The following is a 12,068-nucleotide window of genomic DNA, read 5'->3' as shown; positions in this document are numbered from 1 at the left end:
AATGGGCTAGGATGATTGGCACATATTCTGATCTATCTCTCGCTAAAGCATGATTAACAGCCAAAGAGCGACCAGAATATGCTTGATATATAAGCCATTTATTATGCTGATTATAATTTTCTGGCCGACTTATTTATATAGCTTAGCGCTCATCATCACTTTATTACCCATACGGGCGCTAATTATTTTGTAACCTGATGCATTCATCTCTTTCGCTTTTTTAGCAATCACCGCTTCAACTGAATCTAGGGTACTGCCTGTAGCAGTCACTGTCTGTGCCGAAGCACCAAAAGCAATCAGGGAAAGAATGCTGGCGGAAATAAGAGTGTTAATGGTTTTCATGTTCATAATCCTGTAAATAGTTAATTAATATATTCATATGGTTAGGAACACGCCGGAGAGTTGGCGCATTCCTATTGATTCGATACGATTAAGCATCAAAGTTATTTTTCAGCGCCTCTAGGCCACCGCGATAAATACCGGAGAACAGTGCTTCAGCTTCTGAATCACTGACGCCGACTGGCGTAAAGCTGCCGGTCCATTCCACTCGGGTAATACTGTTATCGGCAGTGGTGTGAACCGAGATAGTCGATAAATAATCAACTATCGGGAACGGTGCCTGAATAATGGAGTAGCTGTAGCTGCGCTGACGGTTATCAAACGCTTCCAGACGCTCGATAACGGTGCCGCCGTCGGCGGTGATCAGAGTACGTACGCGACCTCCTTCTGTAACGACACTTTTCGGGATGAATGGCAGCCAATCAGGCAATGAGTCAAAGCCGCCCATCAGTTGCCATACAGTGTCTGCGGAAGCAGGGATTTCAATTGATACAGTAGTATTAGCCATTTTTTCCTCTTAATTTCAGTCAGATAAAATTACATTGTCAGGGTGTCAATGACACCGCCGTCGACGCGCAGAGCAGCGCCAGTGGTTGCCGAAGAGAGCGGTGAAGCAAGGTAAACCACGAGGTTTGCCACTTCGTCGACATCCGCCGCACGCTGGATGATGGAGCTAGGGCGTGCGGTTTTGACGAACTCGTCGGCCTGTTCGCGCGGACTGAGGCCCGATAACGCGGTGGCATCCGCCAGCATCTCTTGCAGGCCTTCAGTAAAGGTTGGGCCAGGTAAAATGGCATTGACTGTCACGCCGGTTCCCGCCAGGCGTTTTGCCAAACCATGCGACACGGCCAGATTGGCGCTTTTGGTGACACCGTAGTTGATCATGTCAGCCGGGATTGCCACACCTGATTCAGATGAGACAAAAATGATGCGTCCCCAGCCCTGTTCAACCATCCCTTTGGCGTAGTGGCGCGACAGCCGTACGCCAGAAAGGACGTTGACGTTATAAAAGTGCATCCATTCCTCGTCGGGGACACTAAAGAAGTCTTTATCGTTGAAGATACCGAGATTATTGATAACGATATCGGCTTGCGGCTCCTCGGCGCACAGAGTGGCAACCCCTTGCTCGGTGCTAAGATCAGCAACGACGCCACGCAGCGATGCGCCCGGCAGTTTTGTGCTGATCGCAGCGATGGCACTATCAACACCCTGTTTTTGGCGGCCGACGATGACCACGGTGGCACCAGCTTGTGCCAGCCCTTTGGCAATGCCAAGCCCGATGCCAGATGTTGAACCGCTGACCACTGCGATTTTGTTGGAAAGATCTAATTTCATGTTATTACTCATAGCGTGGAGAGGGCCTTCTGGCCCCACAAAAATTAACGAATCGGCAGCGGCGCGTTATCAGCAACCAAATTTTGACGGCGCATTTCATCCCAGAATTCAGCTGGAATAGAGGCTTGCAGTGCAGCCAGATCTTCTGCCATACGGCCTGGACGACTAGAGCCTGGGATAACCGCAGCAACTGCTGGGTTAGCCAGCGCGAACTGAAGTGCGGCAGCTTTCACGTCAACGTTGAAACGGGTAGCAATCGCATTAATTTGCGTGACCTGCTGGCGAATCTGTGGAGAGGCTTTCTGATATTCGAAATGGTCACCGCCGGCCAATACGCCAGAGCTGTAAGGGCCGCCAACCACGATATCGACATTCTGTTCCAGCGCTTCCAGCATCAAGCGCTGTAAGGCACGTTTGTGATCCAGTAAGGAGTAACGGCCTGCCAGCAAGAAAGCATCTGGTTTTGGCTCGTCGAGTGCCAATGTCAATTCACATGGCTCAACACGGTTAACACCCAGTCCCCAAGCCTTAATCACCCCTTCGTCACGTAGACGGGTCAGCGCACGGAAGGCACCGGTACGGGCAATGTTGAACTGCTCCAGCCAGCTATCACCATAAAAATCCTGAGCCGGGTCGTGAATCCAGACGATATCCAGATGGTCGGTTTTCAGACGTTTTAAGCTATCTTCAATAGAACGCAAAGTGCCGTCGGCAGAGTAGTCGTTGAGAATTTTGTTTTTCAGACCATGCTCAAACAAACCGCCTTTTTCACCGAAATCGCGAGCTGCCGGGTCTTCCATTTCATCCAGCATGATACGGCCGACTTTGCTGCTTAAGACGAACTGGTCGCGTGGATAGTGAGAAAGTGCTTCACCCATGCGAATTTCGGACAGGCCCGAACCGTACAACGGCGCAGTATCGAAGTAGCGAACGCCCAGATCCCATGCTTCGGTAACGGTGGCGTGTGCTTCTTCTTCAGGAATGGCGCGGAACATATTGCCCAGCGGCGCGCCGCCTAAACCGATGTTGCCTGGAAGAATATTTTTAATGCTCATTAAGATGTCCTCAATATTTTTTCCCGTATCGGGAGAGTTCAGTTAGGGTGTTTTGCTGCTTCCCTGTGACGGCGCTCACAATATCTTGCAATGTTAGGACTTGATAGGACATAATTTGTCTAACTTAAGTCCTTTGAGGTCTCACGTGATTGATTTACGCCAACTGAAATACTTCGTAGTGGTTGCCGAAGAAGAGCACGTCGGCCGCGCCGCCGAGCGCTTACATATCTCGCAATCGCCATTGAGCCGCCAGATTGCCCAGCTTGAAGAACGTTTGGGTTTAATGCTGTTCGAGCGCAACCAACAGCGCATTCGCCTGACGGCAGACGGGCAGACTTTTCTTGCAGAAACTCGCTCATTATTGACCCACGCCAATCGTCTGGAGTCACTGGGCAAGCGTTTAGGGCGAGGGGAAGACGGGGGGTTGTGTATTGGTTATATCGAAAATGCCATGCATTCAGGTGTGCTCTCTACCGCGCTGCGAACTCTGCGCACCTCGCGCCCAGACGTGCATATTGCACTCTATAGCCAGCCACCTGCCACACAGATTGAAGGTCTGCGCCAGCGCAGCCTGGATTTCTCGCTGGTAGACACAACGCCACCGGAAGGAGAGCAGGATCTCGAGTATATTCGGGTGCTTGATGACCGCATGCTGCTGGCTCTGCCGCAAAACCATCCGCTGGCACAAGTGGAAAATATATTACCGAAGCAGTTAGCTGATCAGCAGTGGATTGCGGTGATTCACAATGATGACGCACACTCGCGCGATGATTTTGTCGCCGCCTGTGTCAGATCTGGCTTTAATCCGGACATTCGTCTGGAAGCAGGAGAACCATTGACTGCGCTTGGGCTGGTAGCTGCGGGCCTCGGTTTGGCATTAATCCAAAACAGCTTGCGCCACAATGCACCAGAAGGTGTTGTGCTACGTGAAATCCCGTGGATGCAATATTCGACCCAATTGTGGGCAGTGTGGCATAAAGCAAATCAACGCCCGCTGGTGATACATTTTCGCGAAATATTACGGGAGCAATAAGTTATTTGGCTAACTCAACTTTGACGAGAGTAAATAGACTGCACCGATATAACCGGGGTTTTATTACTCAGGCTGCGCTAAGTGAATCAGTGGGAAAGGCTTTCCCTCGCCATCCCGTTCTGAACGGCCCGTTTTTATAAATCCGTAATGTAGGTAAAAAGCCAATGCAGCTGGATTTTGCTCATTCACATCAACACATAGTTTTCCCTTTAAATGTTGAGCATGAGCCAGCAGCGCTTTACCAATTCCTTTGCCGTGATAAGCAGGATCCACAAACAACATTTCTACTTTATTACCATCAAGGCCGATAAACCCTACAGCCTCTGCATCCTTTTCAAATAACCAAACCTCCAGTGCAGGTAAATAAATGTCCCGCACTTGTGGCAAATAAAATTGAATATCAGCCTCAGTTAAAAACAGATGCGTTTTTCTAACCGCATTTTCCCAAACTTCGATTAAACGGCTGGTATCCGCAGGCATCGCTTTTCTTATCATTTGTTTCTTACCCTCTCGTGATTACCAGCTATAGGATAATTATCACTGACTTGTAACGCGTTAAACAAGACCCCGGTTGATATCAAACAACCAAGAACGGGCACTATTTTCTCCCTATTATCTGGAGTATGTTGAGCAAATAGAATCCAGCACCACGATGTTCCAGTAATTACTGCGGAGAAAATATGATTGCCACATCCACTTTACTGCTGTTTTCTGGTGCTTGTGTTGCACTTGCAGCAACACCGGGGCCAGATATGCTGCTAATCACTTCGCGCAGTATTAGCCAGGGGCGGGCTTCAGGCTTTGCCTCGCTAGCTGGCATTCAACTGGGAACTTATTGCCATACTTTGGCTGCTGCATTAGGGCTTTCACAACTTTTTGTGGCCGTCCCCCTGGCTTATGATGCAGTGCGAATTCTCGGTGCTTGCTATTTACTTTATCTGGCATGGAAAACATTGGCATCTGCCCGTCACATAGCAGCGAAAACATCACCAGAGCCAGCTTCCGCCCATAAGGCATTCCGGCAAGGGCTATTGACTAATTTATTGAATCCTAAAATGGCGCTGTTCGTATTAGCGCTATTCCCGCAATTTATCACGCCGCAGTCTGACTCAGTTGTTGTGCAAATGCTGTTACTAGCAACCATCCTGAATGCGATAGGTCTAGTTATTAATGGCAGTCTGATCTTGCTCGTCAGTAATATGCGTAATCGCTTTAATACCGGAGCATTCTCAGCACGCTGGCCTAACTATTTGCTTAGCGGCGTTTTTACCGGATTAGCCTGTAAATTACTTTTCGATAGCCGAAAATAGTCACGGTATTGGAATAACACGAGTACACAAGGAAAGGGATATGCAGTTAACAGTACTGGTTGATAACAATACTCTGATAGATAAATACCTTATCGCTGAGCCAGGCGTTTGCTACATTACTGATAATCCGCTTTTTTTAGGTGAAATTGAGCGTGGTAACGATACTCGACAGAATTTCCGACTATTTCCAACAAGTTAATGCTAAAGCACTATACCCTTGTCACTGTACTGGCCTCAAAGCAAAAATAGCACTGGCCAGTACGGTTGATATAGAGGAAGTTGGTGTTGGAATGGTACTTAACTTTAAGTAAAAGTGCTCTCGAATAAGGAAAAAAAACCAGAAATATCTTATTATTTCATTCCCATATCATTAATGTGGATAAACATATGGTCAGCCATTTAAAGCTAATGCATAATCGCAGCAGGGAATTTAACGTTTAAATAAAAAGGAACTCGTAATGCTTAAAAATGTACTTTTTTTTGATTCACTGCTGACACCAAAAATTCTTACCGGTTTATATTGGGCTTTACTGGTACTTATCATTATTTCTGGCGTACTTGTAATGGTACAGGCTAGCATCATCGCAGGCTTTTTCAGCATCATTGGCGGGTGCCTGACTTCTCGTATTTGTTTTGAGATGATTATGATTGCTTTCAAAAACAATGAATACCTGAAAAAGATCGCTGAAAAGTCCTAATTAGGACTTATCTTGGGTATTCTCATGTCCATTCAAAATGGAATACCCAGATTGCTTACCAATGCATGCAACCATCATTAACTCGTTAAAAACGGCATTTCCCTCTCATTTATCTACATAAATAAAACGTTCATCTTCTTTACCGTTTCCCTTTTAAGATTTCACCTAAATGAACATAACGACATAAAAATTATATGTTTTTTATTTTTTTCATGCTTAACTTTAATCACAATACGAAAGTAGAAAAGGCATTTAATATAATTATCGCTACTATCTACGATCAGCTATGAAGAAATTATACATATACTTTATTCGTTGAGCACTCTCAATAGAGTCATGTTCCAGAGGCTAGAATTACGATCATGACTGAGGAAGCTAGGGATAGGCAGTCTAAATTTCTGGCTAAGATAAGTAACAGACACATATACACTTTTAGAGGATCGCATATGTTCGAAGACCAAGACACATCGATCCTTAACACTTATTTTGGTACCCATAGCCCATTTTGGCGACTTGCTTTTGATAGTCAGGCTTTAGAGCTGTCTGCGATTAAAGAAACGACAAATATTGCAATACCTCTGAATTCAGTTCAAACAATGAAAATCCGGGGGTTAACCGGTATTACCGCCAGTTTAGATATTGAAATTCAAATTTATGGTCATCCCCTTCATTTACACCTCGTGGGCCGTAAAATTAATGACAAAGAGTGGGGCGGAACAGCTTCTGCCTACGCTGATACTGAATCTGTCGCTCGTGATTTAGTGATGGGCCTTTCCTTTGCAGAACAGGTAGTTTCTGAAGCTAATTCAGTTATTGTCATTCTTGATAAAGATGGTTACGTCCAACGTTTTAATCATCTCAGCGAAGAATATACCGGCAAAAAAGAACAGGATGTTATTGGCAAAAATGTCTATGACTTGTTTATGACCGCCAAAGAAGGGGCCTCATCTCGCAAGAATATTGAAGGTTTCTTCCAGCGTGGCGCTTCTTATGAAGTTGAGCGTTGGGTTAATACTGTCAAAGGAAAGCGTCTTTTCTTATTCCGTAATAAATTTGTTCATAGTGGTAGCGGAAAAAACGAACGTTATCTTATCTGTTCCGGCACAGACATTACCAAAGAGAGGCGCGCTCAGGAGCGCCTCAGGATTCTGGCTAATACCGATATGATTACTGGATTGCCTAACCGCCACGCCATTCATGAACGTATTAATAGTGCAATCCAAACCCGTGGTGATACTTCAGTAGGTATTATTTATCTTGATCTCGATAACTTCAAAAAAGTGAATGACCATTATGGACATATGTTTGGTGATCGATTACTAAAAGATGTCTCACTCGCTATTTTGAGTTGCTTAGGTGAGAACGAAATGCTTGCCCGATTAGGAGGTGATGAGTTTATTGTCCTAGTCGAAAATGCCATCATGAACTCGCTTGAAACGACGACTCAGCGGATACTAAACCGCATGAAATTGCCTTTCCGAGTAGGATTAATTGAAGTATATACCGGGTGCTCAATTGGTATCGCTTTATGCCCTGAGCATGGTGATACACTGGAAAATATTATTCGTAGTGCAGATACAGCCATGTATACAGCAAAAGAACATGGAAAGCAGACCTATTCCATTTTCTCGCAACAGATGAATAAAAAAATTTCAGAATATGTTTGGCTAGATACCAATTTGCGTAAAGGTTTAGAACAGCATCAGTTGCAAGTATTTTACCAACCTAAAATATCCACCAAGACAGGAAAAGTGCACAGTGTCGAAGCACTGGTCCGATGGCTATCACCTGAAAGAGGTTTAATTGCTCCTTTGGAGTTTATCTCATATGCAGAAGAATCAGGATTGATCAGACCACTTGGAAAATGGGTTCTACAAACGTCAATGCAACAAGCTGTAGATTGGAAAAAACGTGGGATTAACCTACGAATTGCAGTCAATGTCTCTGCCCGCCAATTAATTGATGAGGCGATTGTCACCAGCTTCATTGAATCCCTTGAAGCCAGTGATCTGAAATGTAGTCTGGTTGATGTTGAATTAACAGAAAGTTGCTTAATTGATGATGAAGATGCTGCCATCAACATCATGAAACAGTTACGAGACTTAGGTGCTCAGGTTCATTTAGATGATTTTGGTACCGGCTACTCTTCACTTTCTCAATTAGCGCGTATTCCTATTGATGCGATTAAATTGGACCAAAGTTTTGTTCGCCATATTGATAATAATCCTATTTCACAATCTCTGGTTCGAGCCATTATTGTTGTCGCTGAAGCACTTAAAATGCGAGTGATTGCCGAAGGGGTGGAGACTCAAGAGGAAGAGGCATTTCTCGACTCCATTGGCATTGATGAAAAGCAGGGGTTTCTTTATGCCAAACCAATGCCCGCAGATGAACTGGAGCATTGGCTGGTAACACAACACCCTCACCTTTTAGTGGATTAGGTGCATAACACTATATTGCTTTTGGCATTGTCGAAGTATGCCGGTCTTGCAACATGACTAACCGCTCAATATAAGCGATATCTTTCGGTTCAATGGAAAATGCCGAATCTACCCAATCTTCAGTAATATCCATTAATTCAGAGCGTGTTAATTGCAAAACACGCTGCCGAACTCGAATCATAGCCCTCATACCATTTAGCTTAGGCCTGATCGTGTCTATAAAGGTGCGCGTCGCAATATAAGCATCACCCGGCTGAAATAACTTATCAACTAACCCTCGGCTCTCATACCATTCAGCAGCATGGGGTTCACCCGTCCAAATCAATTGTTCCGCGACCCTCATTCCTGCCTTTCTGGTAACAAGTGAATACCCCCCCATACCCGGAAATAAATTAAATGCTATCTCAGGAAAACCCATTCTGGCTGTGGTTTGCGCTAGCACAAAATGGTGAGCCAATGCTGCCTCAAACCCTCCACCTAAAGCACTGCCCTCAATCATTGCGATAGATATCGCCCCAGTATCAAATCCACGTGCTGCAGCATGGACGCAATCGACACACGCGCGAGCATATGCCATGAGAGCTTCGCGTTTACGGTTCCGGATCATTTGTGCAAAAAAGTTTAAGTCGCCTCCCACATTAAACATATTGGGCACCACCGAGCCTGTTACCCAAAAGTCGATGGGTAATTTTGACTCTTTCGCTGCCTGAACTAACGTCATAATATTTTCAATTAACTCTAGATTAAAACAAGGACGCGGATGAGCGCGTAGTAACATCCACATGGTATTACGGCCTTCTTCATAATAAGCCGATATTTGAGATAAATGGCCGGCTTCAGTAAAAGGGCGGCAACTAGAGAGATTAATCATATTCATATTCCATCCAATGAGTTGGTTGAACACAGATAGTGCTATCGCCTTATCCTCTTTGAGGAAACGCTACATTTGCCTTAATGACGGCAACTTAAGCTGGCAGATAAATAGTGAGTCACCCAATGGATAAATGACGGGGAATGCAGTAAAAATTTAAACAAGCGGGATGTTTAGGGGACAATTAAAGAATGGGTAGAATATATATGTTCAAGAAGGTTGAATTTCAGATGAAAAAAACCTGCTGTTATGGATAAAATGCTGACTGAATTTTTATCCCTGACGGATTTCTTATGCTGCAAATTCTCCATTTTCTCTTGGCGCTGATTGCTATTGCGGTCCTGGCTTTACTCGCAAGTCATGATCGTAAAAACATCAAACTGCGTTATATTTTTCAGTTACTAATTATAGAAATTGCATTGGCCTATTTCTTTTTACACTCAGAAAGTGGATTGGGGTCGATAAAATACTTTGCTGGATTATTCGAATCACTGATGAAATTTGCCGCAATAGGTACCAGTTTTGTTTTTGGTAACATGAATGAGCAAGGGTTGGCATTTATATTCCTCAATGTCCTTTGCCCCATCATTTTTGTGTCTGCATTGATTGGTATTTTACAGCACTTTCATATCTTGCCGCTCATCATCCGGGTCATCGGCACATTGTTATCTAAAGTAAATGGCATGGGAAAGCTAGAATCTTTTAATGCCGTAAGTACGTTGATTTTAGGGCAATCAGAAAATTTCATTGCCTACAAAGGAATTATTGCTGATATATCGCCGCGCAGAATGTACACCATGGCCGCCACTGCGATGTCGACTGTGTCCATGTCAATTGTAAGTGCTTACATGACCATGCTCGATCCAAAATTTGTGGTTACAGCGCTTGTGCTGAATATGTTTAGTACTTTTATTGTTCTTTCTATTATTAACCCATACCCCGTCACAGAAGAACCCGAATTAAAACTAAATAAGCTTCATGAAGACCAAAGCTTTTTTGAAATGCTCGGGGAATATATTCTGGCTGGATTTAAAATCGCCATGATTATAGCCGCCATGTTAATCGGGTTTATTGCCATAATTTCTGCTGCTAACGCTTTATTTAGCACTTTATTCAATATCAGTTTCCAAGGTGTTATGGGATATCTATTTTATCCACTCGCACTACTGATTGGCATCCCTGCTCAAGATGCTTTGCAGGCTGGGAGCATTATGGCGACCAAGTTAGTAGCCAATGAGTTCGTTGCCATGATTGAGCTAAAAAAAGTTGCAACCGAAATGTCTCCGCGCGGTTTGGGGATTCTTTCTGTCTTTTTAGTCTCTTTTGCTAACTTCGCCTCAATTGGCATTGTTGCTGGTGCCATTAAAGGGTTGAATGAACAGCAAGGTAATGTAGTCTCACGATTTGGATTAAAGCTAGTGTATGGTTCAACTTTGGTCAGTTTACTTTCTGCTGCTATTACTGGGCTTGTCTTATGAGCCAAACATGCTCTAACCGCACAGCATAAATATTAAGTCGGCCTTTTACCTTTCATTATTTAGAAGGCAAAGGGCCTAAATTGACACTCAAAATTTTCAGTTAGAAATCAACGCAAACAACGGCATCAACCCGCATGACCGATTCTTGTGCAAACTGCTGCTTATAACGGGAACGCAGATCTTCAATCGCACTTTCTTTATCATCTTTATGGATAAGCACCAACGTCCTGCTGTTTTCTTTGGCAACCTTGCCATCATTCCCCAACCATTGTCCTTTAGCCTCAATAACTGTCAGGCCATCTTTGAAGCGGCTGGTGACATCATTATCGACGAAAGACTGCCATTCAGTAGATGAAATTACGGGGCCATGAGGGCGGTTCAAGCCAAAATAAAGTGTTGTTTGTGTCATTGCTTCACCTTTAACACAAACCGGAGGTGCAACCTTCGCCACAGATGTATTTGCATGACCTGAGCTATCGACACAACCCGTCAGTAATGCCCCAACGGCAATCACACCCACTAAAAGTACAGCCCGATATTGGAATGGATTAACACACTTATCCATGAACAAATTCCACTGAAATAAAAGATAAAATAGAAATAAAAGCTATCATCCGACGAATAACTCTGCAACAAGGCCAGGTAATCATAAAAGTACTCAGTAGTGCCACCATCCCTCTTCAATAGTGAGCTATTTCACCTAGAATTATTAATGAATAATTATCACGTCATTCATTTTTTATGAATATATATTAATAAGATGGATAATTTTTTGATTAGATTAAGTAATCTAAAATGCATGACTTAGAAAATCTCAGTCGCGCTGTTATCTCTTAGTGATTACTCTGCGTCCTTTGCAGCCCTTAAGAAATTTAATTCATTATGCTACTCAGTGTGCTTTATATTATTGGTATCACAGCTGAAGCCATGACCGGAGCACTGGCTGCTGGTCGTCGTCAAATGGACATGTTTGGCGTCATTATTATTGCCTCTGCAACGGCCATTGGCGGTGGTTCGGTCAGAGATATGCTCTTAGGCCACTATCCACTTGGCTGGGTTAAACATCCTGAATACATTGTCATTGTCGCAATTGCAGCAATAGTCACAACTTGGATGGCGCCATTAATGAAGCATTTGCGCCATTTATTTCTAGTGCTTGATGCTATTGGGCTTATTGTTTTTTCCATTATTGGCGCACAAATTGCGCTCGACATGGGCCACAGTACCATCATTGCGGCCATTGCAGCTGTGATTACCGGCGTCTTTGGTGGTGTTCTGCGCGATATGTTCTGTAACTGTATTCCATTAGTATTTCAGAAAGAAATCTATGCCGGTATCTCATTTGCCGCCGCTTGGATCTATATTGCTCTGCAATACACTCCACTGTCTCATAACTGGGTTGTTATCATTACCCTCGTCACAGGGCTGAGCGCACGATTACTGGCATTGAGATTCCGTCTTGGCCTGCCAGTATTCAAATATGAGCACTCAGAGCATTAATCCAAGCC

Annotated in this window: 14 protein-coding genes; 7 read left to right on the top strand and 7 right to left on the bottom strand. The window is 44.2% G+C overall.

The window, feature by feature from the left end:
• Positions 1–129: 129 nt before the first annotated feature.
• The 4 genes from DJ58_RS08710 to DJ58_RS08725 form a co-directional block, all read right to left on the bottom strand.
• Positions 130–342, bottom strand: a complete 213-nt coding sequence (locus DJ58_RS08710) for a YdgH/BhsA/McbA family protein (protein WP_032911462.1) — start codon at positions 340–342, stop codon at positions 130–132.
• 88 nt (positions 343–430) lie between these two features.
• Complete coding sequence (locus tag DJ58_RS08715) at positions 431–847, bottom strand: SRPBCC family protein (RefSeq protein WP_004710457.1); 417 nt, start codon at positions 845–847, stop codon at positions 431–433.
• Between the two features lie 29 nt (positions 848–876).
• Positions 877–1,674, bottom strand: coding sequence for an SDR family NAD(P)-dependent oxidoreductase (locus DJ58_RS08720; RefSeq protein WP_032911461.1), 798 nt, complete (start codon positions 1,672–1,674; stop codon positions 877–879).
• Positions 1,675–1,718: 44 nt separating this feature from the next.
• Positions 1,719–2,729 (bottom strand): aldo/keto reductase, encoded by a 1,011-nt coding sequence (locus DJ58_RS08725; RefSeq protein WP_004710453.1) that lies wholly within the window; start codon positions 2,727–2,729, stop codon positions 1,719–1,721.
• 145 nt (positions 2,730–2,874) lie between these two features.
• Here DJ58_RS08725 and DJ58_RS08730 point away from each other — a divergent pair, with 145 nt between their 5' ends.
• Positions 2,875–3,762 carry a LysR substrate-binding domain-containing protein gene (locus DJ58_RS08730; protein WP_004710451.1) on the top strand — a complete coding sequence of 296 codons (888 nt, stop codon included), beginning with the start codon at positions 2,875–2,877 and terminating at the stop codon, positions 3,760–3,762.
• 63 nt (positions 3,763–3,825) lie between these two features.
• On the opposite strand, the gene DJ58_RS08735 is transcribed toward DJ58_RS08730, so the two are convergent.
• Positions 3,826–4,257: an acetyltransferase gene (locus tag DJ58_RS08735; RefSeq protein ID WP_004710449.1), complete on the bottom strand. Its 432-nt coding sequence runs from the start codon at positions 4,255–4,257 to the stop codon at positions 3,826–3,828.
• Between the two features lie 185 nt (positions 4,258–4,442).
• On the opposite strand from DJ58_RS08735, the gene DJ58_RS08740 reads away from it, so the two are divergent.
• The 4 genes from DJ58_RS08740 (at position 4,443) to pdeR (ending at position 8,211) form a co-directional block, all read left to right on the top strand.
• The gene (locus DJ58_RS08740; protein WP_004710447.1) at positions 4,443–5,072 is read left to right on the top strand and encodes a LysE family translocator; all 630 of its coding nucleotides are present in this window, start codon (positions 4,443–4,445) and stop codon (positions 5,070–5,072) included.
• A 40-nt stretch (positions 5,073–5,112) separates the two neighbouring features.
• On the top strand, positions 5,113–5,271 hold the full coding sequence (locus tag DJ58_RS23650) for a hypothetical protein (RefSeq protein WP_004710445.1): 159 nt from the start codon (positions 5,113–5,115) through the stop codon (positions 5,269–5,271).
• Between the two features lie 259 nt (positions 5,272–5,530).
• Positions 5,531–5,770 carry a DUF4282 domain-containing protein gene (locus DJ58_RS08745; RefSeq protein WP_004710443.1) on the top strand — a complete coding sequence of 80 codons (240 nt, stop codon included), beginning with the start codon at positions 5,531–5,533 and terminating at the stop codon, positions 5,768–5,770.
• Between the two features lie 446 nt (positions 5,771–6,216).
• Complete coding sequence (gene pdeR, locus DJ58_RS08750) at positions 6,217–8,211, top strand: cyclic di-GMP phosphodiesterase (protein ID WP_004710441.1); 1,995 nt, start codon at positions 6,217–6,219, stop codon at positions 8,209–8,211.
• Positions 8,212–8,221: 10 nt separating this feature from the next.
• Here the strand turns inward: pdeR and DJ58_RS08755 are convergent, their stop codons facing one another.
• Positions 8,222–9,088 (bottom strand): crotonase/enoyl-CoA hydratase family protein, encoded by an 867-nt coding sequence (locus DJ58_RS08755; RefSeq protein ID WP_004710439.1) that lies wholly within the window; start codon positions 9,086–9,088, stop codon positions 8,222–8,224.
• 287 nt (positions 9,089–9,375) lie between these two features.
• On the opposite strand from DJ58_RS08755, the gene DJ58_RS08760 reads away from it, so the two are divergent.
• On the top strand, positions 9,376–10,560 hold the full coding sequence (locus DJ58_RS08760; RefSeq protein ID WP_032913256.1) for a NupC/NupG family nucleoside CNT transporter: 1,185 nt from the start codon (positions 9,376–9,378) through the stop codon (positions 10,558–10,560).
• Positions 10,561–10,660: 100 nt separating this feature from the next.
• Here the strand turns inward: DJ58_RS08760 and DJ58_RS08765 are convergent, their stop codons facing one another.
• Positions 10,661–11,125, bottom strand: coding sequence for a DUF3574 domain-containing protein (locus DJ58_RS08765; RefSeq protein WP_032911459.1), 465 nt, complete (start codon positions 11,123–11,125; stop codon positions 10,661–10,663).
• A gap of 317 nt (positions 11,126–11,442) precedes the next feature.
• On the opposite strand from DJ58_RS08765, the gene DJ58_RS08770 reads away from it, so the two are divergent.
• Positions 11,443–12,060, top strand: coding sequence for a trimeric intracellular cation channel family protein (locus DJ58_RS08770; RefSeq protein ID WP_004710431.1), 618 nt, complete (start codon positions 11,443–11,445; stop codon positions 12,058–12,060).
• The last annotated feature ends 8 nt before the right edge of the window (positions 12,061–12,068 follow it).

It is taken from the genome of Yersinia frederiksenii ATCC 33641, assembly GCF_000754805.1.
GTDB classification, from domain to species: Bacteria; Pseudomonadota; Gammaproteobacteria; order Enterobacterales; family Enterobacteriaceae; genus Yersinia; species Yersinia frederiksenii.
This window is presented reverse-complemented; position numbering and strand designations above follow the sequence as displayed.

Excerpts from the sequence above, each read along its gene's own strand:
- DJ58_RS08710 (WP_032911462.1), bottom strand. The coding sequence starts at position 342 with ATGAAAACCATTAACACTCTTATTTCCGCCAGCATTCTTTCCCTGATT.
- DJ58_RS08715 (WP_004710457.1), bottom strand. The coding sequence starts at position 847 with ATGGCTAATACTACTGTATCAATTGAAATCCCTGCTTCCGCAGACACT.
- DJ58_RS08720 (WP_032911461.1), bottom strand. The coding sequence starts at position 1,674 with ATGAAATTAGATCTTTCCAACAAAATCGCAGTGGTCAGCGGTTCAACA.
- DJ58_RS08725 (WP_004710453.1), bottom strand. The coding sequence starts at position 2,729 with ATGAGCATTAAAAATATTCTTCCAGGCAACATCGGTTTAGGCGGCGCG.
- DJ58_RS08735 (WP_004710449.1), bottom strand. The coding sequence starts at position 4,257 with ATGATAAGAAAAGCGATGCCTGCGGATACCAGCCGTTTAATCGAAGTT.
- DJ58_RS08740 (WP_004710447.1), top strand. The coding sequence starts at position 4,443 with ATGATTGCCACATCCACTTTACTGCTGTTTTCTGGTGCTTGTGTTGCA.
- DJ58_RS23650 (WP_004710445.1), top strand. The coding sequence starts at position 5,113 with ATGCAGTTAACAGTACTGGTTGATAACAATACTCTGATAGATAAATAC.
- DJ58_RS08745 (WP_004710443.1), top strand. The coding sequence starts at position 5,531 with ATGCTTAAAAATGTACTTTTTTTTGATTCACTGCTGACACCAAAAATT.
- pdeR (WP_004710441.1), top strand. The coding sequence starts at position 6,217 with ATGTTCGAAGACCAAGACACATCGATCCTTAACACTTATTTTGGTACC.
- DJ58_RS08755 (WP_004710439.1), bottom strand. The coding sequence starts at position 9,088 with ATGAATATGATTAATCTCTCTAGTTGCCGCCCTTTTACTGAAGCCGGC.
- DJ58_RS08760 (WP_032913256.1), top strand. The coding sequence starts at position 9,376 with ATGCTGCAAATTCTCCATTTTCTCTTGGCGCTGATTGCTATTGCGGTC.
- DJ58_RS08765 (WP_032911459.1), bottom strand. The coding sequence starts at position 11,125 with ATGGATAAGTGTGTTAATCCATTCCAATATCGGGCTGTACTTTTAGTG.
- DJ58_RS08770 (WP_004710431.1), top strand. The coding sequence starts at position 11,443 with ATGCTACTCAGTGTGCTTTATATTATTGGTATCACAGCTGAAGCCATG.